Source organism: Vagococcus jeotgali (genome assembly GCF_035918315.1).
Classification (GTDB): domain Bacteria; phylum Bacillota; class Bacilli; order Lactobacillales; family Vagococcaceae; genus Vagococcus; species Vagococcus jeotgali.
The window spans coordinates 1002969-1029200 of record NZ_CP142146.1; the positions used below are offsets into that span (position 1 = coordinate 1002969).

The window sequence follows — 26232 nt, forward strand, 5'->3', positions numbered from 1 at the left end:
TGGGAAAATACTATAATTAGTGATTATTGAAATCTCACAAACCCTTGCTACTTCTTAGGTTCATCATCATCCATTTTAAGAACTGCCATGAAGGCTTCTTGTGGAACTTCTACAGAGCCGATTTGTTTCATACGTTTCTTACCATCTTTTTGTTTTTCAAGTAATTTACGTTTACGTGAGATATCCCCACCATAACATTTAGCTAATACGTTTTTACGTAAGGCTTTAATATCAGTACGAGAGACAATTTTAGTACCAATGGCTGATTGAATTGGAACCTCAAATTGTTGTCTTGGAATCAATTTACGTAATTTGTCAACAATGGCTTTACCACGCTCATAAGCAAATTCTTTATGAACAATAAAGCTTAGTGCATCGACTTTTTCTGAATTTAATAAAATATCCATCTTAACTAAGTTACTTGTTCTATAACCAATTAACTCATAGTCTAATGATGCATAACCTTTTGTACCTGATTTTAGCTTATCAAAGAAATCAAATACAATTTCAGATAGCGGAATATTATAAACAATATTAACCCGGTAATCATCTAAGTAATCCATCGTGACAAATTCTCCACGCTTACGTTGAGAGATTTCCATAACAGCCCCAACATATTCATTAGGAACCATGATTTGAGCTTTTACAAAAGGCTCCTCAACCGATTCAATGACACCTTGTTCAGGAAAGTCAGCTGGATTATCAACTGTAACTTGAGTCCCATCAGTTTTATTAACATGATAAATAACAGAAGGTGCAGTTGTAATTAACCCCAAATTAAATTCACGCTCTAAACGCTCTTGGATAACATCCATATGTAATAAACCTAAGAAACCACATCTAAACCCAAAACCTAAAGCTTGTGATGTTTCTGGTTCAAAAGATAAAGCAGAGTCATTTAATTGTAATCTTTCCAAAGCTTCACGCAAATCATTATATTTAGATGTGTCGATTGGATAAAGACCACAATAAACCATTGGATTCATTTTACGATATCCAGTTAACGCTTCACTTGCTGGGTTATTAGCTAAGGTAATAGTATCCCCTACTTGTGTATCCTTGATATTTTTAATACTTGCTGTTAAATAGCCAACGTCTCCTACCATCAACATATCACGAGGAACAGCTTTTGGTGAGAAAATTCCTACTTCATTGACTTCATATTCTTTACCATTGTGCATTAATTGAATAACGTCTCCTGGTTTCACAACACCGTCCATAACACGAATATTTAATACAACACCACGATATGAATCATAAATAGAATCAAAGATTAATGCTTTCAATGGTGCTTTTAAATCCCCACTTGGTGCTGGAACATATTCAACAATTTGCTCTAAAATATCCTCAATACCAATACCAGCTTTTGCACTAGCTAATACAGCTTCACTAGCATCAATACCAATGACTTCTTCAATCTCTTCACGAACTCGTTCTGGATCTGCAGCGGGTAAATCAATCTTATTAATAACAGGTATAATCTCTAAATCATTATCAACAGCCAGATACACATTAGCTAGTGTTTGGGCCTCAATTCCTTGGGCAGCATCAACAACAAGGACAGCACCTTCACAGGCAGCTAAGCTACGTGATACTTCATAAGTAAAATCGACGTGTCCTGGTGTATCGATTAAATGAAAAATATATTCATTGCCATCTTTCGCATTGTAAGTTAATTCAACGGCATTCAATTTAATCGTAATACCGCGTTCTCTTTCTAAATCCATTGAATCAAGTAACTGATCTTGCATTTCACGGTCAGAAACTGTTTCTGTGTGTTGTAAAATACGGTCAGCTAAAGTTGATTTTCCATGGTCAATATGTGCGATGATGGAGAAATTACGAATGGATTCTTGTCTTTTTAGCATTTCTTCAAAATTCATTGCCTATCTCCTACTTTCCTTTAATTCAGCATTTCCAATTATACCAATGTTTGAAGTCTTTTTAAAGTATTTTCCAACTTTGTTTGTTATAATAAAGACAATTATGAGTTTTAGGAGAGGAAACATGGACCCACAAGATTTGCACAAAAACTTAACTTTAAAAAAGTTGAAATTAAATATTTAAAACAATTTAATGAATTATTGCATTATGTTTTTCAAGTAACAGATTCTGACATCGAAGAAGGTCGTTATGAGGATGAGTCAGAAATTATCCGTACCAAACGCCCCGTCTTACGTGAGGCTGATGTGTACGGTTGGTTTATACAAGACGACCAACTTATTTCCCAGCTAGCTATATACCCGTGTGAAGTAAATATTCACGATACTCTTTATTCTATGGCCGGTCTAACTGGTGTTGGAACTTATCCAGAATATGCTAATTTAGGTTTAATGAGTGAATTAATTAAACTTGGTTTGACCAAAATGCGTGAAAACGAACAATGGATTTCTTATTTATACCCCTACAATATCCCTTATTATCGTCGTAAGGGTTGGGAAATTATGTCTGATAGGATGGAGTATAAAGTCAAAGATACTCAATTACCAAAGCCAGCTGATGTCCCAGGTTATGTCGAACGAAAAGAAATTAATCATGAAGATGTACTAGCTGTTTACGACGAGTTTGGGAAACAAAATCACGGTGCTATGATTCGTCAGGAACTAAACTGGGAAGAGTACTGGAGATGGGAAAACGAGGAAGAGAGAATTGCAGCTGTTTACTACAACCGAGAAGGAGTACCACAAGGTGTTTGCTTTTACTCGATAGCTAAAGGAGTTTTTCATATTAAAGAGATGTTTTACTTGAACCAAGAAGCTAGAAAGGGCTTATGGGGCTTTGTCTCAACTCATTTTTCAATGGTAGAAACTGTTGAAGGAACAACTTATAAAAATGAGTCCATAGCCTTTTTATTTGAAGATAGTGAGATTAAAGAATCTATTGACCCTTATTTTATGGCTAGAATTGTAGATGTTAGAGAATTTATTCAAAAATACCCATTTATTTCAACTGGTAAACCATTTCATTTTGTCGTGAATGACCCAATTGCTGAGTGGAATAATGGTATATTTAGCCTAACTTGGGATGAAAATAGTGACTTAACGATTACAGATGAAGCTATAGGTAATCCTGTTTATATTGATATTCAAACTTTAACTGCCTTACTAATGAGTTATAAACGTCCCTCTTACTTATACCGGGTAGAACGTTTAACAACTGATAAAGAAACATTACGAACATTAGAGAGAATTATTCCAGATCAAGAAGCTTATTTTAGTGATTATTTCTAAAAAAGATTGACTTAACTGTCAGTCTTTTTTATCTATCTGGTCAACCATTCATAGTTAGAAGATAAAAAGTCTACTCCAGTTGCTTGGAATAGACTTTTTAACCATTTTATTTTTTGACGAGTTAGTTTTACAGCGCGTTATATTCGATTTTAATACAACGATCCATAATCACTTGATCGTAGCCTTTAACATATAATAAATCAGCTACATCGTCATTTCTAATGCCTAATTGAGCCCAAAATACTTTGGCATTACTTTTTAAGAAATCTTCAGCAACACCTGGCAGAGCATCACTTGGTCTAAAAACATCAGCAATGTCGATTTGAATATCAACTGATTCCAAAGATGGGTAAACTTTTTCACCTAAAATTTCTTTTCCGATTTTCAAAGGATTTACTGGGATGATACGATACCCAGCATCTTGTAATATTTTTGCTACTTCATAACTTGTTTTTTCAGGGTTATCACTTAATCCAACAACTGCAATATTCTTTGCCTCTTTTAATATTTCTCTAACCTTTACATCGCCTAAATCTTCATATCCCATTAACAATTCCTCCTATATATCATTTCTTTTATCATACCAAACAATTCCTTTTTTTTCTTTGAAAAAGCCTTCATTTGATTGTCGCCCTTTTTATTTCATGGTAAACTTATCACTGAAATTGAGGAGGAATTTTAATGAAAGCCGTTCTTTTATTTATTTTAGCTTATTTACTTGGTTCAATTCAGTCAGGTGTTTGGATTGGAAAGATATTTTATAACAAGGACATAAGGGATTTTGGTAGTGGTAACACTGGAACAACGAACACTTTTCGTGTATTAGGGAAAAAAGCTGGTATTGTTGTATTATTTATGGATATTTTAAAAGGAACAATAGCTACAAGTTTACCGATCTGGTTTGATGTTCCAATCGACCCACTTTGGTATGGTGTTGCTGCTATATTGGGGCATACTTTCCCAATTTTTGGACATTTCAAAGGTGGAAAAGCTGTTGCAACAAGTGCTGGTATGCTACTTGCCTATTCGCCAACTTTTTTTGTTTACTCGGCTAGCTTGTTTATTTTATGTTTATTTTTAACAAGTATGGTGAGTTTATCTAGCATGATTAGTGCTGTGATTATTACTATTTCAACTGTGATTTTACCCATCTATGCTCCGTTTATTTTACATGAACAAAACTGGTTACTTACCATACTGGCTGCTTCGATTACTATTTTCATTATCTATCGTCATCGTGATAATATTAAACGAATTAAAGATGGCACTGAAAGTACTATTAATTTTGGTTTAAGAAAACAAAAAAACCGTTAGACTCCATGGTTAGTCTAACGGTTTTTACATTTTCAGGTTGTATAATTTTTGATGTGGATGAAGAAATTCATTCGCATCTATTTTTTTACAAAATAATAGAAACATACGAACTTTCCCGTTAAAATTAAAGTGACCAAACCAAATTTTAGAAAGGAAGATTCGTATGTCTCATAACCATTGTATTCGACTATCGCTAGATTTAAAAGATAAAAATATTTATTTCGATTCTATTTTTTGTGAGGAACAGCTTATTAAAGGGATAAGATCCAAGATTTATAAAGGTATTCTTACTTACACTCCTTCAGCTTGTCCTTGTTGTGGCATTAAAAATGAACAATTTTCTATTGTGAAAAATGGGTTTATTTCTTCTCGAATAAAGTGGTTAAGTGTGGCTCACTACCCAACCTATCTTTTATTAAAGAAACAGAGATTCCTTTGTCGTCATTGTGACTCCTCTTTTCTAGCTGAATCTTCAGAAATTGAGAAACATTGTTTTATCGCTAAAAGAGTGAAGCAATCAATTCTTATTGAGTTAAGTGATGCTATCTCGTTTAAAGATTTAGCTAAAAGACATTTTGTTTCATCAACAACGATTAATAGAATTTTAGTATCTGGTGGTAAAGACTTATCTAATCAATTTTTATATTTACCTCAAAACCTTTGTTTTGATGAATTTACTTCGGTTAAAAACAATAGTGGCAAGTACAGTTTTATTTACTCTGATTCCTCTACACACCAAATTATCGATATTCTCATTGATAATAAAAAGCCAACACTAGAGAAACACTTTCTTAAGTACTCTCTAAAGGTTCGTCGCCAAGTAAAAACAATTGTCGTTGATATGAATGCAGCCTATTTTAAATTAGCCAAAAGGCTATTTCCTAATGCTGAGGTGATTATTGATCGCTTTCACTTAGTTCAACTTATCAGTCGCTCTTTAAACATAACTAGAATTAAGACGATGAATCGTTATCGCACATCGAATGTAACTGACATGAAAAATTATCGAAAACTAAAAAAATATTGGAAACTCTTTTTAAAAGATTCTAATGAATTGAATTATACAGATTATCGTTATCAGCGTTTATTTAAGAGTATTTTACCTGAAACAGATGTCATGGATTATTTACTTAGCTTAAACAAAGAGTTATCAGAAACTTATAAACTTTATCAAGAACTATTATACTGTAGTAAAAACAATGATTTTGACACTTTTTCTGATCTATTATTATTAGCTAACGTAGATATCTCTATTCCAATGAAAACCTCGATTCGAACACTAAAGAAGCATTTACCAAGAATTGAAAACACCTTTAAATACGCTTATTCAAATGGTTGTTTAGAAGGTTCCATAAACAAAATTAAATTAATCAAACGAATAGCTTACGGCTATAGAAATTTTCAGAACTATAAATACAGAATTTTACTTAGTTTCAAAGACAAACAAAAAAGCAGCAAAAACCATTTATCATTCGAAAGTGATAATGTCCTAAGTAGGTCGAAAGACAAAATGTCCCAAAATGATAAAATAACTTTATGAAAAGGATAAATCTAACAATGAATGAAACCAAAAAGTATCAAGTTATTAAAGCTGTCGCTGAAAATAAAAAACAAAAAAAGAGAGCTAGTGTTGAACTTAATTTATCTATACGACAAATTAACCGTTTAGTGAAATCATACAGGGAAAATGGTAAATCAGCATTTGTCCATAAAAATCGAGGGAGAAAAAATAAGCACTCTGTGCCTGAAAAAGTAAAACAACAAATAATCACTAGTTATCAATCGTTTAGTATTAAACCAAATATTAGGCATTTTACTGAAATACTGAAAAACGACCATCATATCTGTTATACAGATACTACAATTAGAAGCATCCTGTACAAAGCAAAAATACTTTCACCAAAGGCTCAAAAAAAGACAAAAAGAAGACTCAAACAATTAATAAAGCAAGAAGGTCAACAAACCAAACAATCAGAGAACCTATTGGTTCCAAGAGCTGAAGACTACCTAGAACTCCCTGAAAAGACCCATCCTAGTCGACCTAGAAAAAAATACAAAGGAGAATTAATTCAATTAGATGCTAGTTCATATAATTGGTTTGGAAATCAAATAACTCATCTTCATTTAGCTATTGACGACGCATCAGGTAATATTGCTGGCGCTTATTTTGACCAACAGGAAACGCTCAATGGTTATTACCATGTTCTTCATCAAATTCTGACAAAACAAGGGATTCCTGCCACTTTTCTAACAGATAAACGAACCGTCTTTGAGTACAACAGAAAATCAACAAAAGCTGTAGAAGAAGATACGTTCACGCAGTTTGGGTTTGCTTGTCATCAATTAGGTATTGACATAAAAACATCCTCTATTCCTCAAGCGAAAGGTCGTGTAGAACGTTTAAATGGGACAGTGCAATCAAGATTGCCTGTTGATCTTGAGATAGCAAATATACATTCTATAGAGGAGGCTAATCAATTTCTATCTGTATGGATTCGAAAGTTTAATCGACAATTTGGTCACAAAACTGCAGAAAGTGTTTATGAAACTTCTCCTACAACAGCTGAAATTAATTTATTACTAGCTACTGTCTCTCATCGTATAGTCGATAATGGCCATCATATTAAGTATCAAAATAAATTTTATCTTCCAATGGAAGGTAGTAGCGACAAATATTTTACAAGAAAAACAAAAGCATTAATTATAAAAGCTTTTAACGGGGAGATTTATGTTAATATAGCAGAAAAAATTTATCCTACTAGACGATTAAAAACCCACGAGACCTATTCAAAAGAGTTTGATGGGGTTTCTTCAGATATAAAAAAAGAAAGACGCAAGTACATTCCACCACAGTCACATCCGTGGAAACTTGAGTCTTTCAAAAGGTATCTTCAAAGTATTGACCGTACTATCGAAGAATATGAGGCTGAAAAAACAGCCTGAAACAAAAAGTACCTTATTTTACCAATAATGGTCACATTAGTGCAAGTTTTACGCAGTAAAGATTGCGCTAATGTGAGCCCTCATTTTGGGACATTTTTATGTTCGATTGACACAAACAAAAAAGCAGCAAAAACCATTCGGTTTCTGCTGCCTAAATTCACTTAATTTTACTCATCCACATCATTTGACAAAGAGCCCATTTTCATAAAATGTTTGATTATGCTTCTTTTGTCATTACGTCTTTTCCATCATAGAAACCACATGAAGGGCACACATGATGAGGTTTTCTCATTTCACCACAGTTACTACAAGCGTTTAAACCTGGCACTGATAATTTGTAATGAGTACGACGTCTAGCTTTTTTAGCCTTTGACGTTCTTCTTGCTGGTACAGCCATTTACATACACCTCCCTAACACTTAGATACGTGACAAGAGTCACATATATTCCAATCTTACTCACCATCTTCGTTAAATAACTCTGATAATTTTGCAAGACGAGGATCAATAGTTGTTGTTGCTTCGATTTCGCGCTCTTTTTTCAGCTCGTCTTCTGAAACAACAGTCCAAAAGTCACCTTTTGGGTAATCAGTTGATTGCTTTTCATCTTCAGTTAAAACTTGCATTGGTAAGTTTAGTAGAATAAAGTCTTCGATTGATTCTGAAAGATCAATTAAGTCTTTTTCTAATACTATAATTAAGTTTTTTTCATCTTCTGATAAATCAGTAATCGCATCATACTGTCTTTGAGTCATGTATTCTTCATCAACAGATAATGCCATTGGAATTTCCACTGGCTCCAACGATCTTGAAGATGGCATGGTAATGACTGTTTTTGCTACGTAATGCGCTAAGTAACCTTCACGATTTACTTGCAAAAATCCATCGACTGTAATTGGCTCCACATTTAATATGGAATGGTCTCTTATTTTTAAAGAGTCCGATAAATCAATAGTTTCAGAGAAGTCTAATTGACCGTCTCTAAATTTATTTAATTCTGATAAAGCCCATTTCATTCTATCACTCCTTAAGCAACAAAAGTAATTATACTAGTACGTTTTTCCTTTGTCAATCTGTTTTTATAAATAAAGAGCTCAAATATCATTCGAAAGTGATAATGTCCTAAGTAGGTCGAAAGACAAAATGTCCCAAAATGATAAAATAACTTTATGAAAAGGATAAATCTAACAATGAATGAAACCAAAAAGTATCAAGTTATTAAAGCTGTCGCTGAAAATAAAAAACAAAAAAAGAGAGCTAGTGTTGAACTTAATTTATCTATACGACAAATTAACCGTTTAGTGAAATCATACAGGGAAAATGGTAAATCAGCATTTGTCCATAAAAATCGAGGGAGAAAAAATAAGCACTCTGTGCCTGAAAAAGTAAAACAACAAATAATCACTAGTTATCAATCGTTTAGTATTAAACCAAATATTAGGCATTTTACTGAAATACTGAAAAACGACCATCATATCTGTTATACAGATACTACAATTAGAAGCATCCTGTACAAAGCAAAAATACTTTCACCAAAGGCTCAAAAAAAGACAAAAAGAAGACTCAAACAATTAATAAAGCAAGAAGGTCAACAAACCAAACAATCAGAGAACCTATTGGTTCCAAGAGCTGAAGACTACCTAGAACTCCCTGAAAAGACCCATCCTAGTCGACCTAGAAAAAAATACAAAGGAGAATTAATTCAATTAGATGCTAGTTCATATAATTGGTTTGGAAATCAAATAACTCATCTTCATTTAGCTATTGACGACGCATCAGGTAATATTGTTGGCGCTTATTTTGACCAACAGGAAACGCTCAATGGTTATTACCATGTTCTTCATCAAATTCTGACAAAACAAGGGATTCCTGCCACTTTTCTAACAGATAAACGAACCGTCTTTGAGTACAACAGAAAATCAACAAAAGCTGTAGAAGAAGATACGTTCACGCAGTTTGGGTTTGCTTGTCATCAATTAGGTATTGACATAAAAACATCCTCTATTCCTCAAGCGAAAGGTCGTGTAGAACGTTTAAATGGGACAGTGCAATCAAGATTGCCTGTTGATCTTGAGATAGCAAATATACATTCTATAGAGGAGGCTAATCAATTTCTATCTGTATGGATTCGAAAGTTTAATCGACAATTTGGTCACAAAACTGCAGAAAGTGTTTATGAAACTTCTCCTACAACAGCTGAAATTAATTTATTACTAGCTACTGTCTCTCATCGTATAGTCGATAATGGCCATCATATTAAGTATCAAAATAAATTTTATCTTCCAATGGAAGGTAGTAGCGACAAATATTTTACAAGAAAAACAAAAGCATTAATTATAAAAGCTTTTAACGGGGAGATTTATGTTAATATAGCAGAAAAAATTTATCCTACTAGACGATTAAAAACCCACGAGACCTATTCAAAAGAGTTTGATGGGGTTTCTTCAGATATAAAAAAAGAAAGACGCAAGTACATTCCACCACAGTCACATCCGTGGAAACTTGAGTCTTTCAAAAGGTATCTTCAAAGTATTGACCGTACTATCGAAGAATATGAGGCTGAAAAAACAGCCTGAAACAAAAAGTACCTTATTTTACCAATAATGGTCACATTAGTGCAAGTTTTACGCAGTAAAGATTGCGCTAATGTGAGCCCTCATTTTGGGACATTTTTATGTTCGATTGACATCTGTTTTTATAAATAAAGAGCTCAAACCACTTTAATCTTGATATAACCTACGATTATCACCAATCATGGTGACCTGCTTAGATAAAAATCTAATTCTCTCCATAATTCGCATCGCTTTTAGAGGCTCATCTTCTCCTTTTTGCGAAAAGCGTAAGTGTTCGTTTTCTAATTGTTCCATGGATAAATTGGAAGAAAAAAATGTTGGTAACTCCTCTTGCATCCTATATTGTAGAATAACACCCAAGATATCATCTCTAATCCAACTACTCATGGAGTCTGCTCCAATATCATCAATCATTAAAATAGGTGCTTTTTTAATTGTATTTAATTTTGATTGGACAGTATCTGTTTTAATCGACTGCTTCATCTCCACACAGAAAGTTGGGAAATGGATAAGAGTTGTCTTGTGAGCTCTTGTTGCCAGAGTGTTTGCAATGGCTCCTAATAAATAAGTTTTACCAACACCAAAGGTCCCATATAAATATAAACCTTGATGAAAGACATTAGGTGAGGTGTCATATTGATTGATAAATTGAATCGCATCACTAAAGGCTTCTTTTCTTTCATTAGTGACTTCAAAATCACTTAGTGTGGCATCTCTAATATCTTTTGGCATAGATACTGCATGTACACGTCTTTTTATGATGTTTTCTTCCTGTTCTTTGACTAGTTGTTCTGTAGGAACATAAGTCACATCAATATAGCGATGATTTAAAAATAATTTTGGCTCGTAGCCTGGTGCTAGCATAGATTCATCGTTAGATAAAAATTTCTCTTTTTCTTTAACAAATTCATACAATTTAGATGAGCTTCTTAAAATATCTTCCTCGCTTAGCTTATCTTCGTGTTCTTTAAGAAAATGTTGAACATCTTTATCTTGTTCCACCTCTTCCATAAGTCTTGCTAAACGCTCATTAATATTTTGATTGTTGATGGTTCCAGTTAGATGCTTATTAATGTGATGCATCATAATCCACCTCCTTCATTTAGTAGTCTTAACTGCTCGTCAATCTTAGCTTGTTCTTCTTTAGATAGAGGTGTTTCTTTACGGCGCCCCTCTTCTTTTGCCCAATCTGGCAAGGTTTCTTTTCTAACTGGTGTTTGATATGACTTTTTATATGATTGGTTTTGTTTTGGTTTTTGTTTCTCTTCTTTAAATGCTTTTGCTTGTGCTAGAGCTTCTACTGCTGTTGTTACTTTATTTTGTGCCCAATTATTAGCTACAGTATTCAATAAATTTTGATTAATAGAATCATGCTTTAAGACAACTAGTAGATAATGAATCAACACATTGATAACAGAATTTGATAAATTTGAATTTTTTTTCAAATTTTCAATCGCCCATCTTTCATTACCAGCAACAAATCCCCCTTTTTGTTCTTTTAATGCTTTTAAAAAAACAAGCGGAGGGTTTTGTTCACAAGTGATAATAAGTGTGATTTCATTTTGAGATAGCCCTTGACTTCTCAATTGTTTTTCATAGTTCTTTACTTGATGTTGGCTCACTTGCTCTAATGTAGCTTTTGGCTTATTATGTTTAGTACGGTTAGCCTGATGATACTGAGAATAAACTTGTTGTTTAAATGATTTAATATCTATTTGATCTGTCACATGATCAATATGGCGTTTTACTAAATTGGACATCTCTAATTCATCAATCCCGTACAACGAGTGATACATCAGAACGATTTCTTTTAAATTATCTTTTAAGAAAGCCTGATTTAAATGATACGCTGAAAGATTATCCATAAAAAACTCCCAGTCAAAAGCGACATTATCAATCTGGGGAACATTTGCCTCAGGAATTTCGACTTGATCTTTCACGTGATTTAAAAGAGGTTCTTCTGTTACGAAAGCCTCTGATCTAATATGAAAGACATCGACATAATTCTTTGAAATATCAGTAAAATCATTAAGGTGACCATGATCAATAGAGAACTTGTCTACTAAGCGGTTAAATCTAGCTTCTCCTACCCTATCTAATAATAAGATGCTCAAAACATCATCAGATAAAAAAGCATGTGCCGGTAAAACGGGTTGAATAATATATATATAATGATACCCCGTATCAATTTTTCTAACATAAGTCTTCAACAAACCAATCGCCTCTAATCTGATTCTAGACTCATAAAGACTTGGACCACCTTCATTCATTAAGTCCATTAAGGCAAAATGATTATTAGTTTTAGCAAATTCATGGTGATTCATTAATAGATTTAAAAACAAAGTGTATGCTTTTGATCCTATGATTGGCTGGTACAAAAGATTTAGAACACGGTTATCTTCTTGACTTAAAAGACCAGAATGTTTCAGCTCAAACGTGTCCTTAGGTTGCATACTTTTAAATGATTCTACCACTTATTTACTCTCCTTTTTATTTTTCTTTATCAATAATTTCTTGTAATTCTTTTAAGAAAACACTCATGTCTTTAAATTGACGATACACACTAGCAAATCTAATATAGGCAATCTCATCTAAGCCAACTAAATCTTCCATAACGTATTCACCAATTAGATTAGTTGAGACTTCATTTTCTCCTCGACTTCTAATTCTATGTTCAACTTGGTCAACTACCTGCTCCATTTGTTCCATAGAAACAGGGCGTTTTTCCGCTGAGCGAATTAAACCTCGTAATACTTTTTCTCGGTTAAACTCCTCCCTAGCACCATTTTTCTTTATAACTAAAAGGGGTGTAACTTCAACACGTTCAAACGTTGTAAACCTAAACCCACATTCTTCACATTCTCTTCTTCGTCTGATAGATCTACCATCATCAGTAGGTCGACTATCGACAACTCTTGAGCCATTATATTGGCACCTTGGACATTGCATGGTTGCTCACCTCTTCTTGAAACTTTTCATAGCTGTATTATAACACGTATAATGCCTATTGGTACAGTAATCTTCACCTAACATCTTTTGAATTTAAAGGCAACTTACTTTATAATAAACCAAACACTCTGAAGGAGAGAAAGCACATGATACAAGAAAAAATTATGATTGTAGAAGATGATCCTACAATAGCTACTTTACTTAGTGAATACCTATCCCAATGGGGGTTTACTTGTCATGTTCCCAGTGATTTTTCTAAAATATTAGAGGCCTATCAAGAATTAGCACCTAATTTAATACTCCTAGATATTTCTTTGCCACATTACAACGGGTTTTATTGGTGCCAAGAAATTCGTAAAGTATCTGAAGTACCGATTATTTTTTTATCATCAGCCAGCGATAATATGAATGTTATCACAGCTATGAACACTGGAGCAGATGATTTTATTAGTAAGCCATTTGATTTACCTGTGTTAGTAGCAAAAATTAAGGCTTTACTTAGACGAAGTTATGTTTTTGGTCAACAACAAAGCGATTTTTATTACGGTGATTATCTCTTACATTTTCAAGACAACCGAATTGTTTATAGTACAACCGTTTTAGATTTAACACCAAACGAAAGTAAGGTTCTTCAATGTCTTTATGAAAACTTAGGCAAAATTACAAAAAGAGAAACAATCATTGAAAAACTTTGGCAAAGTGAGTATTTTATTGATTCGAATACATTATCTGTTAATATAAATCGGTTGAGAAAGAAACTAGAAACGATTGGTTTAGAAAGAGCGATTCAAACGATTAAGGGAGAAGGGTATATAATGGTGACACCTAATGACATTTAAAGATATTTTCTTTTCATTTTTAAGAGATAAATCCTTAGCTATAGTCACTTATTTACTTTGCCTTTTTATATTTATGCTAACTATTATTTTGCATAATTTAGCAATAGAATTGTTTATAGATGGTTTTTTATTTAGTTTAGTCATCTATCTTGTATTTATGATCGTCTCCTTTATAGCCTACAATAAAAAAATGAAGAAACTTCTATATATTAAGTCTCATCAGATAATCATTGAATCTTCTCAGATGGATGATTTACCAAGTGCAAGCTCTTTAAGCGAGAAACTCTATCAAGCCATTTTACTAAGCCAGTTACTAGATAAAGAAGCGATGCAAGCAAAAAACCAACAACAATATAATGACTTAATGGAGTATTACGGTATGTGGACTCACCAAATTAAAACACCCGTTTCCTCACTTGATTTAATGTGTCAAATGGAGAAAATCGATACCTCTCTTATGAAAAAAGAATTATTTAAAATTGACGAATATCTTAACATGATGCTTCACTATTTAAAAACAGCAGCTATTGAACAAGATTTAGTTTTTGCCAAATATTCTTTAAAGCAAATCGTTTTTGATGCTATCAAAAAATATGCTACCTTTTTTAGTCAAGAAAATTTAAGTTTATCCTTAAAAATTGAAGATCAAAAGATCATTACTGATAAAAAGTGGTTAACGTTCATTATTGATCAACTTTTATTCAATGCTATAAAATATACTCCAAAAGGCCGTATTACTATTTCTAATCAAGGAGGCGTATTGTCTATCAAAGACACTGGAATTGGTCTATTACCACAAGATGTACCAAGAATTTTTGAAAAAGGATATACGGGTTTTAATGGACGTATGGATAAAAAATCAACAGGACTGGGCCTTCATATGAGTCAAGAAATAGCCAAGTCTTTAGGTATTACTATTAAAGTGACCTCTACACTAGATGTGGGTTCAAGTTTTTCTTTGGAGTTTGAACAACGTCATTTTAATGTTGAATAAATAAAAATAACCAACCTTACAAATTTGTAAGATTGGTTATTTTATTGTAAGTACCCAAATATTAAACAAGACTCTATACTAAAAGTACCAATAAGCTTGGAGGAGATATTTATGACATTATTACAAGTTGACAATATAAAAAAAACATACCATACCCGGTTGGGAGGAAAAAGTGTTGAGGCATTAAAACATATTAGTTTTACAGTAGAATCTGGTGAGTATGTTTCTATTATGGGGGAATCAGGATCTGGAAAAAGCACGTTACTAAATCTTTTAGCTACTTTAGACACTCCTACTTCTGGAGAAATTCTACTTAACGGAGAAAACACCAGTAAAATTTCAGAAAAAGATGCTGCTCTATTTAGACGTCAACACCTAGGGTTTGTGTTTCAAGATTTTAATTTACTAGATAATTTTTCTGTTAAGGATAATATTTTACTACCTTTAGTCCTAGCTAAAACTCCGGTCAAGGATATGGAAAAACGCCTTGACAAGTTAGCACCAAAAATAGGATTAGATACATTATTAAATAATTATCCTTATGAATTATCAGGTGGTCAAAAACAGCGTGTAGCATCAGCTAGAGCCATTATCACTAATCCTGACCTATTACTAGCAGATGAGCCTACAGGTGCTCTAGACTCAAAAACAAGCAGTGAATTACTCGATTTATTTCACCACTTAAATGAGGAAGGTCAAACGATTTTAATGGTCACTCATAGTGCTGTGGCTGCTAGTCATTCTAGTCGTGTGCTTTTTATAAAAGATGGTAAAGTATTTCATCAAGTTTATCGTGGTGAGAGAACACAAGAAGAGTTTTTAATGACTATCTCGGAATCAATGACTGTACTACTACAAAAGGAGGGATAGCCATGTTTTATTTAAAATTAGCTAAAAATAATTTAAAAGTCAACCGGTCCATTTACTTTCCCTTCTTACTATCAATGATTTTTTTGGTGGTGATGAATACTATCATGCAAATTTTGTTAAATAATAAAGGGATGAGTGATTTACCTGGAGCTAGTTCTGCAAAAGAATTATTTGACTTGGGCAGTATCATCATTCTTATTTTTTCTTTTATTTTTTCTATATATACCAACAGTTTCTTACTCAAACAAAGAAAAAAAGAGCTTGGATTGTACAATGTATTAGGTTTAGGAAAAAAAGAGATTCGCTATGTTCTTTTTTTCGAGATACTAATTGCTTACATCATAACAATGATAGTTGGACTATTAATAGGCACTATTTTTTCTAGATTATGTTTTCTGATTTTAAAAAATATGGCCAGTTTAGGGGTAAACTTCACATTTTCTGTTAATCTAGATAGTTATGTGTTAATTATGAGCTATTTCCTTCTTATTTTTGTTCTCTTATTCTTATGGAACAGCTGGCAAATACGCCGGATGAATCCAGTCGAATTATTAAAAGGCACACAACAAGGTGAAAAGGAACCAAAAGGGAATTGGTTCATTGGTATAGTCGGTTTAATTATGTTAGGAACAGCTTACTATATCTCTGTGAGTATCCAGTCACCTCTAGAAGCTTTTGTTAAATTTTTTATTGCTGTCATTTTAGTCATTATAGCAACATATGCTTTATTTTCTACAACAAGTATTTTAATTCGCCGATTGTAAAATTAAGCTAGACAAATAAAAAAATCATTTGTGATACACTCAAATTGTCCAAATTGTATTTCCGACGAAAGAAAACAAGGAGAGTGATCACAAATGACCTATATACATCTTACTACAGACGAGCTTGTTTTAATAGAATCTTATTATCACCAAGCTAAAAAAGTTAAACATGTTGCTGATACTTTAAAAAGATCAAGACAAACTATTTATAATGTTTACAACGCTTTAAATGAGGGATTATCTATTCTAGATTACTATCAAAGATACAAAAAAAATAAAAAGAAATGTGGAAGGCGTCCTATTTCTTTACCTGATAATGAAACAAAATATATTCAAAACAAAGTGGCTCAAGGATGGACTCCTGACGTGATTATCGGTCGTGCTGAGATTTCTATTTCTTGTTCTGTTCGGACACTTTATAGATTGTTCTCGCGTGAATCTTTTGATTCCACAACTTTACCAATGAAAGGTAAAAGAAAACCTAATGGGCATAAAGAAAAACGAGGTAAACAAGCATTTAAACGAACCATTCATCAGAGAGACGCTGAGCATAACGAGTTTCAAAGTGAATTTGGTCACCTAGAAGGTGACACTATTGTTGGGAAAAATCATAAAAGTGCTGTTATTACATTAGTTGAAAGGTTATCAAAAGTTATTATTACCTTAAAGCCAACAGGGAGACACGCTATAGATATTGAGAATAGCTTAAATGAATGGTTAAAAAAATGCCCTAATCACTTGTTTAAATCTATCACATTTGATTGTGGCAAAGAATTTTCTAACTGGAAATCTATCAGTAACTTAAATGATATTGATATCTACTTTGCTGACCCTGGTACACCTTCACAACGAGGTTTAAATGAAAATTCTAATGGACTATTGCGTAAGGATGGATTGCCTAAGAAAATGGATTTCAACGAAGTTGATGAATCTTTCATTCAATCTGTTGCATCCAAAAGAAATAATATTCCTAGAAAATCATTAAACTATAAAACACCATTAGAAGTATTTTTGAGCTATGTAGACAATGACATTTTGTCTAGCTTAATTTGACAAATGAAAATTTTAAAATTGTTAAAGAAAAACAAACGATTTTATTATCAACCAAATCACTTTATTTCCGTTTCAAGTATGATGTATCGCATGAAACAAAATGCTGCAGGTCTAGCAAGTATTAGTATATTAAGCACGATGGTTATTATAACTTTATCTACAACATCTAGCTTATATGTCGGGATGGAAGATGTAGTGGATAACCGCAACCCATATGATGTTAGTATCAGTGTTCAAGAAAATCCAGAAAAATGGGTTAATACTATGGAGGAGCTAGCTAATAAGCATTCTTTAGATGTAAATGAAGCCACATACTTTGTAATTAGTGATGGTATTTTATTTAAGCAAGATAAAGAACAGTTTAGACTTATCTCGAAAGAGGAAATGGCCTCTCAATCATTTAAAAAAGCTGATTTAATTTACTTTATGACACAAGATGAATTTAATAGAGTTACCGGGAAGCGTATTAATTTGAAACCACATGATATTTGGTTGTATAACGTATCAGGTGAGTATAATCAAAATAAGATGACTATAATGGAGAATACATTTAATATCGTTCATAGTCCAGATAGCTTAAGCTTTTTACCTAAAGTAGAAAGTCTAACCAACGCAAAATTAGTAGTTACTTCAAATGATGAGTTTATTGAAAAAGTCAACCAAGCATTTTCGACAGTGGCAAGTGATCGTGAGCAGGAAAACTATATAACAGCTTTCCTTAACTATTCAGGAGAAGACAGTTATAAAATGGATTTTATCAAAGAGTTAAGAGAGCAATATTCTAGCCAGTACCCTTATCATTTAATGTCTGTTAAAATTGAAGACCAACGAAATATGTCCAATTTTATAGGTGGTTTTTTATTTTTAGGTGTGATATTTGGCTTAACTTTCACATTATCAACAGGTTTAATTATTTACTATAAACAGGTATCTGAAGGTCTGCGAGAGTGTAATATAAACCGTGTAAGTAACCTACCATCCTAGGTAGTGGGTTGCTTCGCGGTTTTTCTTTTTTTACAATAGATTAAAGGAGTGGTAAGTCATGACAAAAAAGAAAAAAGATCAAAAATCAGCGAAGTTAGCTCAATCAATTATTGATGCCTATCAACCAGAATCGGTTGAAGACATGCAAGAAGCCCTAAAAGATGTTTTTGGACCGATGTTTGAAGCAATGCTTCGTGGAGAATTAGATAATCATTTAGGTTATGAGAATCAGTCAAGACAAGAAAAAGAAACTCAAAACAGACGGAATGGATATGGAAATAAAAAATTAAAAACAAGTTTTGGTGAATTAGACATTCAGGTTCCTAGAGATAGAGACGCTTCTTTTGAGCCAGAAATTATTCCTAAAAGAAGCAGAGACGTTTCAAGTATTGAAGGAAAAGTTCTTTCTATGTATGCCAAAGGCATGAGTCAACGAGATATTGCCTCGACAATTGAAGATATTTATGGTTTTACTATTTCTCATGATATGGTGTCGGATATCACAGATCAAATATTACCAGAACTTGAGGAATGGCAAATCAGACCTCTGGCCAAATGCTATGCCTTCTTGTTTGTCGATTGTATGTATGTCACTCTAAGAGAAAATTATGAAGTGAAAGAATGTGCGGTGTATACAATTCTTGGTTATGATTTAAAAGGAAATAAAGAAATTCTAGGTCTTTGGCTAAATCAAACAGAATCGAAAAATAGATGGATGCAGATTTTTGATGCGATTAAAGAGCGTGGCGTTGAAGATATTTTGTTTATTTCAATGGATGGTGTATCAGGGCTTGAAAATGGAGCCAAAGCTATTTTCCCAGGTGTTGTCGTTCAACGTTGTCTGGTCCATTTAGTTAGAAATGCCCTTCGTTATGTGCCAAGTAAAAGTTATAAAGAGGTTTGTAAGGATATGAAGTCTTTTTACAGTGCCTCCTCTTTAAAAGCGGCTCAAACAGCTTTTGATACCTTTCAAACAAAGTGGGCAGTCTATCCTGGAGCTATTGATGTTTGGAAAAGAAATTTCCACCATGTCGAACAATTATTTGATTACGGCTCAGCTATTCGAAAAATAATGTACACGACAAATGCTGTAGAAAGTGTTCACTCTAGTTTCCGCAAGGTAACTAAAAAAGGAGCTTTCCCTAATGAGAATGCCCTTCTTAAGCTATTATATCTTCGAGTGAAAGAACTTCAAAGTAAATGGGAAGGTGGGCATGTTCATAATTGGGCTATGGTGCTTAACCAATTAACGGTCAACGACTCTTTTTCAAAACGTGTCGAAAAATATAATCGTTACTAATCAAAATAAGTGAGACATATAAAATTTGACAACGAGTCTCTCGTCCTGCGATTTTTTATCGGGACAAGAGGTTTATTAAAAATACCCTCTTATTCCTAGAGATTATCACAGGACGACTCATTGTCAAATTGAGTTTCTATTTTTATTTTTAAAGAATTTACACACTTAACTTGACAAACCCAGGTCTGCAAGATAAAGAGAGATTCCAAATCATGCAACGGATTGGAATGAGTAAAAAAGAGGTTAAAAAATCAATTCAAAGCCAAGTGTTAATGGTATTCTTTTTTCCAATTGCTTTAGCAACACTTAACTTGGTATTTGCCTTTCCAATCATAAGCAAACTACTCATTTTGTTTGGTTTATCTAATGATAGGCTTTTATTGATGACTTGTATAGTGACTGTCATTCTATTTTTTATCATCTACTTATTCATGTATCTACTGACATCACGAACATATTATAAATTAGTTGAGAGAAAATAACTCTTTATTAACTAAGGGGATAAAAAATAGAGCTGGTGAATCAAAAAATCGATTCATCAGCTCTATATTGATTTAAAACAAATCTATTAGTCTTCTGTGGCTATATTGATAACTTACTTTTAAAAGTTTCTAACCAGTCCTCTACTTGCTTATAAGTTTGCTCAATTGTTCCAGAATTATCAATGACCACATCAGCCATTTCTTTTTTATCAGCTAATGATAATTGACTAGCTATTTTTTTTCTAGCTTCAATAGAGTCGATATCATCACGTGTTTGTAACCTCTTGATTTGAACATCTCTTGAAACATAGCTTACCATAACTTCATCAACTATATGTGTATAACCTGCTTCAAATAAAAGAGGAGCATCAAGGACAATTAAGGGATAATTCTGATTCCGATAAAAATTAATTTTTTCATCTATACCTTTTTTTAATGGGGTTTTTAAAATATCATCTAGTAATAAACGTTTTTTTTCATCAGAAAAAATAATACGACCTAGTTTTTTACGATTTAAGGAACCATTTGGTAATAATATACCCGTACCAAAATGTAAAGCAATGTCAGCTAAACCTTTTGTGCCTGGCTCTACAATGTCTCTAGCCACTATATCAGCATCTACAACTGGAACACTCTGTTCTTTAAAAAACTGACTAATAGTGCTTTTACCAGAAGCAATACCACCAGTTAGACCTAAGATATATGTCATATTGACTCCTCCTATTTATGTACCACTTGGCATAATGAACAAAAATGTGTCCCGCGCTGGGCTACTTTTATTTTAGAAATTTCTGTGCCACATCTGATACAAGACTCGCCTTGTTTTCCGTAAACATTTAAAGAAATTTGGAAAGTACCCGCATCTCCTAGAGCATTTTTATAAGTTCTAATTGTTGTTCCACCAGCCTCAACAGCTTCACCTAATACATCTATGATAGCTTGATGAAGGATTTTAACTTCCTTTTTGCTTAGTGTATTGGCTGGTTGTTCAGGATGGATGCGTGACTTAAAAAGAGCTTCATCAACATAGATATTTCCAAGCCCTGTCACTAATGTTTGATCAAGTAGTAAGGGCTTAATGGCCTTAGTTTTATTTTTCAAGCCATTTTCAAAGTCTTCTAAATCAAAGTCAGGTAAAATCGGTTCTGGACCTAATTTTTTTATCCCTTTATAATCTTTAGCTTCCCCTTTTTTAACTAAATTAAAACGACCAAATTTTCGAACATCTAAATACCGTAATTGACTCCCATCAGTGAAGGTAAATAAGACATGGGTATGTTTGGTGATATCCTCACTTGATTCATGATATTCAAATTTCCCTTCCATTCTTAGGTGGCTAATTAAATCATAGTTAGTTAATTCAAAAATTAAAAACTTTCCTCGTCTATCCATCTTTTCAATCGTTTGACCAATTAATTCATGTTTAAAGGTATCAACATCTGGTGAATCAATAATTTTTCCCCATAATACGTCAACAGATTGAATTTTTTTACCAAGTACAAGCTGTTCTAATCCTTTTCTAACGGTTTCAACTTCTGGTAATTCTGGCATACACTCACTCCCTTACTTCGCTTCGTACCACGTATTTCCAACACTACTATCAGCTTGAAGTGGTACGCTTAATTCAACAGCATGATTCATTGTCTCTTCTACCAATTGCTTAAGAGCTGGAATTTCTTCCTCAGGTGCCTCAAAAACAAGTTCATCATGTACTTGAAGAAGCATTGTTGCTTTCATATTTGATTCTTTTAATTTTTTGTTTATTTTAATCATAGCAATTTTTAAAATATCAGCTGCACTACCTTGAATTGGTGTATTAATAGCTGTTCTTTCAGCAAATGAACGTAAATTAAAGTTTCTTGCGTTAATATCTGGTAAATAACGTCTTCTATGATAAAGTGTTTCTACATAACCTTTATCTTTTGCTTCACGTACGATGTCTGCCATATATGTTTGCACACCAGGATACATAGAAAAATATCTGTCAATAAATGTCTGTGCCTCTTTTCTTGTAATTCCTAAATTTTGAGATAAACCGTAATCACTAATCCCGTATACAATTCCAAAGTTAACAGCTTTAGCTTGTCTTCTCATGTTACTATCTACTTCATCTGGTGAATCAATACCAAAAACTCTCATAGCTGTGCTAGAGTGAATATCTAATCCATCAATAAAAGCTTGTCTTAAATGTTCATCATTTGAAATATCAGCTAAAACACGTAGCTCAATTTGCGAGTAATCTGATGCAAATAACTTCCAACCTTTTTCTCTTGGAACAAAAGCCTGTCTAATTTTACGCCCTTCTTCCAATCTTACTGGGATGTTTTGAAGGTTAGGATCTACTGAACTAAGTCTTCCTGTTTGAGTCAGTGTTTGAACATATCTTGTGTGGATTTTATTATCTTCAAAAATCACTTTAAGTAGGCCTTCTACATAAGTCGATTGAATCTTAGCTAGTTGGCGATATAATAAAATCCATTCAATAATTGGAGACTCATCGTGTAATTTCTCTAAAACATCTACAGCTGTGGAGTAGCCTGTTTTTGTTTTTTTAATAACAGGTAACCCCATCTTCTCAAATAAGATCACACCTAATTGTTTTGGTGAGTTGATATTAAATTCTTCTCCAGCGATTTCATAAATTTGTTGTTCAATTTCTGATAGTCTAACTGCAAATTCACCTTTCATTTCTTGTAGCCTTGACGCGTCAACTGTAATACCTTCGATTTCCATATCAGCTAAAATAAAGGCTAAAGGTAACTCCATATCATAAAATAAATCTGCTTGATCTTTTTCTTCTAAATTTTCTATAATCTGCTCATATAGCTTTTCAATCGCCATTATTTTTCTAGCTATGTGCTCGTACATACTATTTGTATCTTCTGGAATACCACGTTTAGCACCTTTTCCATAAATAGCATCATCACTATCCACGTCATAATAACCATAAAAATTAGCTATTTCTGACAAGTCATCACTGTTATTTGTCGAATCAGCCACATAAGCTGCCAGTAGCATATCAAATTTAACACCTTCTAAATGTTGTCCGTACCGATTTAGAGCCACGTACTGACGCTTAGCATCAAATACTTTTTTAGACTGATCTTTATTAGCAAACCACTCCGTCATTAATGGCTCACTTAAGAGTTCCATATTATCTGAAACATAGATTTTTTCTTCATTCCCCCAAGCAAAACCAACAATAGGTGATGTATGATAATTTTCTTCTAACATCTCAGCATAAAATGCCATATTGGTTTCAAACATATCAGCTGATAAAGTTTCTACCACTTCGTATTCGACTTCTGTTTTTCCACTAACTTCAACATCAACTTCGCTGGTGTCTAACTTAGCTAAAAAGGCATTAAAATCCATCTCTTTATAAAATGGAATGAGTTTTCCTAAGTCACTTCCATGATAGCTCATTTCATCTAAAGTAATTGGAACAGGTGAATGAATATCAATTGTAGCAAGACGTTTACTAAGTAGAGCAATCTCTTTTTCATTAATAAGATTTTCTTTCATCTTACTTTTTTTCATTGACTCAACGTGTTCATAGATACCTTCAACACTACCATACTCTTTTAAAAGTTTAATGGCCGTCTTTTCACCAATTTTAGTGACACCAGGAATATTATCTGACTGATCTCCTGCAAGACCTTTCATGTCAATAATTTGTGTTGGGGTTAATTCATATTTTTCTAAAATATGCTCAGGTGTGTAAGACTCAATTTCACTCACACCTTTAACTGTCACATCAACCCTAACATGCTCACTGGCAAGTTGAGTTAAATCTTTATCTCCTGATAAGACAACCACATCCATGTCAGGACTAGCAAATTTTGTAGCCAGTGTCCCGATAATATCATCTGCTTCATAATTTTCTAATTCATAATGCATCATACCAAGACCTTCGATTAAATCTCTAATGTAGGGCATTTGTTCTTTGAACTCGCTAGGTGTTTTAGCTCGTCCTGCTTTATAATCATCATAAAATGCATGTCTAAAAGTTGTTTTTCCAGCATCAAAAGCAACTAAAACGTGTGTTGGTTTTTCCTTTTGTAAGATATTTTCTAACATATTATTAACGGCATATAAGGCATTAGTATGCAAGCCATTACTATTTTTAAATCTATCTAGTGACTGATAGAGTGCATAAAACCCTCTAAAGGCGATACTATTTCCATCAACTAATAATAACTTATCTTTTTTCCCCATCATGACACTCCTTCTTGTTCTTCTTCTCATATTCTAGCAAACTTTTAAGCGTAAAGCGAAAGAAAAAACACCCTAAGGAGGATGTCTAATCTTTCAACTATTTATTATCATGTCGTTGTAAAACTAATTCGGAAAACTCCCCATATTGATTAAGTTCTAATAAATCAAATCGTTTAACTCCCTCATCTTGTGTAAACAAAGGAATACCATTTCCTAATAAAACAGGCGCAATTTGAAGGGTCATTGTGTCTACCATACCTGCATCTAGTAACGGTTTTAATATCTTATTACCTCCTACAAGCCAAACATTTTTGTCTTTTGGTAAATGTGAAATAAATTCAACAATGTCACTTGATACTACTTCAAAAGCTTTAGAACTAATGATTTTACTTGTTGAAAAAACATAATTTTTAGTTGTTGAATAAATACTATCTCGGTTTTCTAATTTCTCAATTGCTGAAAACGTCTTACTTCCCATAATTGTGATATCCATCTTTTTATAAAAATCGTCATAACCAGTATCTGTCACTGATCCAGTTTCATAAAGCCAAGACAAATTATGATTCTTGTCTGCTAGATATCCGTCTAAAGATATACACCCGTAAAAATAAATACTCCTTACCTAACACCTCTTAATTTTTTATAACCGCCGATTGTAAAATTAAGCTAGACAAATAAAAAAATCATTTGTGATACACTCAAATTGTCCAAATTGTATTTCCGACGAAAGAAAACAAGGAGAGTGATCACAAATGACCTATATACATCTTACTACAGACGAGCTTGTTTTAATAGAATCTTATTATCACCAAGCTAAAAAAGTTAAACATGTTGCTGATACTTTAAAAAGATCAAGACAAACTATTTATAATGTTTACAACGCTTTAAATGAGGGATTATCTATTCTAGATTACTATCAAAGATACAAAAAAAATAAAAAGAAATGTGGAAGGCGTCCTATTTCTTTACCTGATAATGAAACAAAATATATTCAAAACAAAGTGGCTCAAGGATGGACTCCTGACGTGATTATCGGTCGTGCTGAGATTTCTATTTCTTGTTCTGTTCGGACACTTTATAGATTGTTCTCGCGTGAATCTTTTGATTCCACAACTTTATCAATGAAAGGTAAAAGAAAACCTAATGGGCATAAAGAAAAACGAGGTAAACAAGCATTTAAACGAACCATTCATCAGAGAGACGCTGAGCATAACGAGTTTCAAAGTGAATTTGGTCACCTAGAAGGTGACACTATTGTTGGGAAAAATCATAAAAGTGCTGTTATTACATTAGTTGAAAGGTTATCAAAAGTTATTATTACCTTAAAGCCAACAGGGAGACACGCTATAGATATTGAGAATAGCTTAAATGAATGGTTAAAAAAATGCCCTAATCACTTGTTTAAATCTATCACATTTGATTGTGGCAAAGAATTTTCTAACTGGAAATCTATCAGTAACTTAAATGATATTGATATCTACTTTGCTGACCCTGGTACACCTTCACAACGAGGTTTAAATGAAAATTCTAATGGGCTATTGCGTAAGGATGGATTGCCTAAGAAAATGGATTTCAACGAAGTTGATGAATCTTTCATTCAATCTGTTGCATCCAAAAGAAATAATATTCCTAGAAAATCATTAAACTATAAAACACCATTAGAAGTATTTTTGAGCTATGTAGACAATGACATTTTGTCTAGCTTAATTTGACAAATGAAA

The 26232-nt window shown here is 33.0% G+C and carries 25 protein-coding genes; 14 read left to right on the forward strand and 11 right to left on the reverse strand.

The annotated features are described in order from the left end of the window. Positions 1-47: 47 nt before the first annotated feature. Entirely contained in the window at positions 48-1883 is a 1836-nt protein-coding gene (gene lepA, locus VSF34_RS05200) for a translation elongation factor 4 (protein WP_326717975.1), read from the reverse strand. 171 nt (positions 1884-2054) lie between these two features. Here lepA and VSF34_RS05205 point away from each other — a divergent pair, with 171 nt between their 5' ends. Next, a complete protein-coding gene (locus tag VSF34_RS05205) occupies positions 2055-3230 on the forward strand; it encodes a GNAT family N-acetyltransferase (RefSeq protein ID WP_326718027.1) in 1176 nt (391 codons plus the stop codon). Between the two features lie 127 nt (positions 3231-3357). On the opposite strand, the gene VSF34_RS05210 is transcribed toward VSF34_RS05205, so the two are convergent. Continuing rightward, the gene (locus VSF34_RS05210) at positions 3358-3777 is read right to left on the reverse strand and encodes a CoA-binding protein (RefSeq protein WP_326717976.1); all 420 of its coding nucleotides are present in this window, start codon (positions 3775-3777) and stop codon (positions 3358-3360) included. Between the two features lie 134 nt (positions 3778-3911). On the opposite strand from VSF34_RS05210, the gene plsY reads away from it, so the two are divergent. The 3 genes from plsY to VSF34_RS05225 all read left to right on the forward strand — a co-directional run bounded on the left by plsY (position 3912) and on the right by VSF34_RS05225 (position 7487). Further along, complete coding sequence (gene plsY, locus VSF34_RS05215) at positions 3912-4544, forward strand: glycerol-3-phosphate 1-O-acyltransferase PlsY (RefSeq protein WP_326717977.1); 633 nt, start codon at positions 3912-3914, stop codon at positions 4542-4544. A gap of 163 nt (positions 4545-4707) precedes the next feature. After that, positions 4708-6084 (forward strand): ISL3 family transposase, encoded by a 1377-nt coding sequence (locus VSF34_RS05220; RefSeq protein WP_326717153.1) that lies wholly within the window; start codon positions 4708-4710, stop codon positions 6082-6084. Positions 6085-6101: 17 nt separating this feature from the next. Beyond that, positions 6102-7487, forward strand: a complete 1386-nt coding sequence (locus VSF34_RS05225; RefSeq protein ID WP_326716313.1) for an ISNCY family transposase — start codon at positions 6102-6104, stop codon at positions 7485-7487. Positions 7488-7704: 217 nt separating this feature from the next. Here the strand turns inward: VSF34_RS05225 and rpmF are convergent, their stop codons facing one another. Beyond that, on the reverse strand, positions 7705-7884 hold the full coding sequence (gene rpmF, locus VSF34_RS05230; RefSeq protein ID WP_326716314.1) for a 50S ribosomal protein L32: 180 nt from the start codon (positions 7882-7884) through the stop codon (positions 7705-7707). Positions 7885-7940: 56 nt separating this feature from the next. Next, on the reverse strand, positions 7941-8501 hold the full coding sequence (locus tag VSF34_RS05235; protein ID WP_326716315.1) for a YceD family protein: 561 nt from the start codon (positions 8499-8501) through the stop codon (positions 7941-7943). Between the two features lie 174 nt (positions 8502-8675). Between VSF34_RS05235 and VSF34_RS05240 the strand changes: the two genes are divergently transcribed. Next, a complete protein-coding gene (locus VSF34_RS05240; RefSeq protein WP_326716316.1) occupies positions 8676-10061 on the forward strand; it encodes an ISNCY family transposase in 1386 nt (461 codons plus the stop codon). A 144-nt stretch (positions 10062-10205) separates the two neighbouring features. Here VSF34_RS05240 and dnaI read toward each other — a convergent pair whose 3' ends face one another. The 3 genes from dnaI to nrdR are packed head-to-tail and all read right to left on the reverse strand — an operon-like array spanning position 10206 to position 13007. Continuing rightward, positions 10206-11141, reverse strand: a complete 936-nt coding sequence (gene dnaI, locus VSF34_RS05245) for a primosomal protein DnaI (protein ID WP_326718028.1) — start codon at positions 11139-11141, stop codon at positions 10206-10208. Continuing rightward, on the reverse strand, positions 11141-12532 hold the full coding sequence (locus VSF34_RS05250; RefSeq protein WP_326716317.1) for a replication initiation and membrane attachment family protein: 1392 nt from the start codon (positions 12530-12532) through the stop codon (positions 11141-11143). The genes dnaI and VSF34_RS05250 overlap by 1 nt, the downstream gene beginning before the upstream one ends. Positions 12533-12548: 16 nt before the next feature. Next, positions 12549-13007 carry a transcriptional regulator NrdR gene (gene nrdR, locus VSF34_RS05255; RefSeq protein WP_326716318.1) on the reverse strand — a complete coding sequence of 153 codons (459 nt, stop codon included), beginning with the start codon at positions 13005-13007 and terminating at the stop codon, positions 12549-12551. A 146-nt stretch (positions 13008-13153) separates the two neighbouring features. On the opposite strand from nrdR, the gene VSF34_RS05260 reads away from it, so the two are divergent. The 8 genes from VSF34_RS05260 (at position 13154) to VSF34_RS05295 (ending at position 20293) form a co-directional block, all read left to right on the forward strand. After that, positions 13154-13846 (forward strand): response regulator transcription factor, encoded by a 693-nt coding sequence (locus VSF34_RS05260; protein ID WP_326716319.1) that lies wholly within the window; start codon positions 13154-13156, stop codon positions 13844-13846. Between the two features lie 190 nt (positions 13847-14036). Then, on the forward strand, positions 14037-14840 hold the full coding sequence (locus VSF34_RS05265) for a sensor histidine kinase (RefSeq protein WP_326716320.1): 804 nt from the start codon (positions 14037-14039) through the stop codon (positions 14838-14840). A 111-nt stretch (positions 14841-14951) separates the two neighbouring features. After that, a complete protein-coding gene (locus VSF34_RS05270; RefSeq protein WP_326716321.1) occupies positions 14952-15710 on the forward strand; it encodes an ABC transporter ATP-binding protein in 759 nt (252 codons plus the stop codon). Between the two features lie 2 nt (positions 15711-15712). Continuing rightward, entirely contained in the window at positions 15713-16474 is a 762-nt protein-coding gene (locus VSF34_RS05275) for an FtsX-like permease family protein (RefSeq protein WP_326716322.1), read from the forward strand. Between the two features lie 93 nt (positions 16475-16567). Further along, positions 16568-17527: an IS30 family transposase gene (locus VSF34_RS05280; protein WP_326716323.1), complete on the forward strand. Its 960-nt coding sequence runs from the start codon at positions 16568-16570 to the stop codon at positions 17525-17527. 3 nt (positions 17528-17530) lie between these two features. Next, positions 17531-18511: a hypothetical protein gene (locus tag VSF34_RS05285; protein ID WP_326716324.1), complete on the forward strand. Its 981-nt coding sequence runs from the start codon at positions 17531-17533 to the stop codon at positions 18509-18511. Positions 18512-18569: 58 nt separating this feature from the next. Next, positions 18570-19811, forward strand: coding sequence for an IS256 family transposase (locus VSF34_RS05290; RefSeq protein WP_326716325.1), 1242 nt, complete (start codon positions 18570-18572; stop codon positions 19809-19811). Positions 19812-19981: 170 nt separating this feature from the next. Further along, complete coding sequence (locus VSF34_RS05295; RefSeq protein WP_326716326.1) at positions 19982-20293, forward strand: FtsX-like permease family protein; 312 nt, start codon at positions 19982-19984, stop codon at positions 20291-20293. A gap of 100 nt (positions 20294-20393) precedes the next feature. Here the strand turns inward: VSF34_RS05295 and coaE are convergent, their stop codons facing one another. The 4 genes from coaE to VSF34_RS05315 all read right to left on the reverse strand — a co-directional run bounded on the left by coaE (position 20394) and on the right by VSF34_RS05315 (position 25067). Beyond that, positions 20394-21002: a dephospho-CoA kinase gene (gene coaE / locus VSF34_RS05300; RefSeq protein ID WP_326716327.1), complete on the reverse strand. Its 609-nt coding sequence runs from the start codon at positions 21000-21002 to the stop codon at positions 20394-20396. Between the two features lie 11 nt (positions 21003-21013). Beyond that, positions 21014-21844 (reverse strand): DNA-formamidopyrimidine glycosylase, encoded by an 831-nt coding sequence (gene mutM / locus VSF34_RS05305; protein ID WP_326716328.1) that lies wholly within the window; start codon positions 21842-21844, stop codon positions 21014-21016. Positions 21845-21856: 12 nt separating this feature from the next. Beyond that, a complete protein-coding gene (gene polA / locus VSF34_RS05310; protein WP_326716329.1) occupies positions 21857-24511 on the reverse strand; it encodes a DNA polymerase I in 2655 nt (884 codons plus the stop codon). A 97-nt stretch (positions 24512-24608) separates the two neighbouring features. Then, entirely contained in the window at positions 24609-25067 is a 459-nt protein-coding gene (locus tag VSF34_RS05315) for a dihydrofolate reductase family protein (RefSeq protein ID WP_326716330.1), read from the reverse strand. Between the two features lie 196 nt (positions 25068-25263). Between VSF34_RS05315 and VSF34_RS05320 the strand changes: the two genes are divergently transcribed. Further along, a complete protein-coding gene (locus tag VSF34_RS05320; protein WP_326716331.1) occupies positions 25264-26223 on the forward strand; it encodes an IS30 family transposase in 960 nt (319 codons plus the stop codon). Positions 26224-26232 lie beyond the last annotated feature (9 nt).

Coding starts and splice junctions, on each gene's coding strand:
- lepA (WP_326717975.1), bottom strand. CDS start 1,883: ATGAATTTTGAAGAAATGCTAAAAAGACAAGAATCCATTCGTAATTTC.
- VSF34_RS05210 (WP_326717976.1), bottom strand. CDS start 3,777: ATGGGATATGAAGATTTAGGCGATGTAAAGGTTAGAGAAATATTAAAA.
- plsY (WP_326717977.1), top strand. CDS start 3,912: ATGAAAGCCGTTCTTTTATTTATTTTAGCTTATTTACTTGGTTCAATT.
- VSF34_RS05220 (WP_326717153.1), top strand. CDS start 4,708: ATGTCTCATAACCATTGTATTCGACTATCGCTAGATTTAAAAGATAAA.
- VSF34_RS05225 (WP_326716313.1), top strand. CDS start 6,102: ATGAATGAAACCAAAAAGTATCAAGTTATTAAAGCTGTCGCTGAAAAT.
- rpmF (WP_326716314.1), bottom strand. CDS start 7,884: ATGGCTGTACCAGCAAGAAGAACGTCAAAGGCTAAAAAAGCTAGACGT.
- VSF34_RS05235 (WP_326716315.1), bottom strand. CDS start 8,501: ATGAAATGGGCTTTATCAGAATTAAATAAATTTAGAGACGGTCAATTA.
- VSF34_RS05240 (WP_326716316.1), top strand. CDS start 8,676: ATGAATGAAACCAAAAAGTATCAAGTTATTAAAGCTGTCGCTGAAAAT.
- dnaI (WP_326718028.1), bottom strand. CDS start 11,141: ATGCATCACATTAATAAGCATCTAACTGGAACCATCAACAATCAAAAT.
- nrdR (WP_326716318.1), bottom strand. CDS start 13,007: ATGCAATGTCCAAGGTGCCAATATAATGGCTCAAGAGTTGTCGATAGT.
- VSF34_RS05260 (WP_326716319.1), top strand. CDS start 13,154: ATGATACAAGAAAAAATTATGATTGTAGAAGATGATCCTACAATAGCT.
- VSF34_RS05265 (WP_326716320.1), top strand. CDS start 14,037: ATGAAGAAACTTCTATATATTAAGTCTCATCAGATAATCATTGAATCT.
- VSF34_RS05270 (WP_326716321.1), top strand. CDS start 14,952: ATGACATTATTACAAGTTGACAATATAAAAAAAACATACCATACCCGG.
- VSF34_RS05275 (WP_326716322.1), top strand. CDS start 15,713: ATGTTTTATTTAAAATTAGCTAAAAATAATTTAAAAGTCAACCGGTCC.
- VSF34_RS05280 (WP_326716323.1), top strand. CDS start 16,568: ATGACCTATATACATCTTACTACAGACGAGCTTGTTTTAATAGAATCT.
- VSF34_RS05285 (WP_326716324.1), top strand. CDS start 17,531: ATGAAAATTTTAAAATTGTTAAAGAAAAACAAACGATTTTATTATCAA.
- VSF34_RS05290 (WP_326716325.1), top strand. CDS start 18,570: ATGACAAAAAAGAAAAAAGATCAAAAATCAGCGAAGTTAGCTCAATCA.
- coaE (WP_326716327.1), bottom strand. CDS start 21,002: ATGACATATATCTTAGGTCTAACTGGTGGTATTGCTTCTGGTAAAAGC.
- mutM (WP_326716328.1), bottom strand. CDS start 21,844: ATGCCAGAATTACCAGAAGTTGAAACCGTTAGAAAAGGATTAGAACAG.
- polA (WP_326716329.1), bottom strand. CDS start 24,511: ATGGGGAAAAAAGATAAGTTATTATTAGTTGATGGAAATAGTATCGCC.
- VSF34_RS05320 (WP_326716331.1), top strand. CDS start 25,264: ATGACCTATATACATCTTACTACAGACGAGCTTGTTTTAATAGAATCT.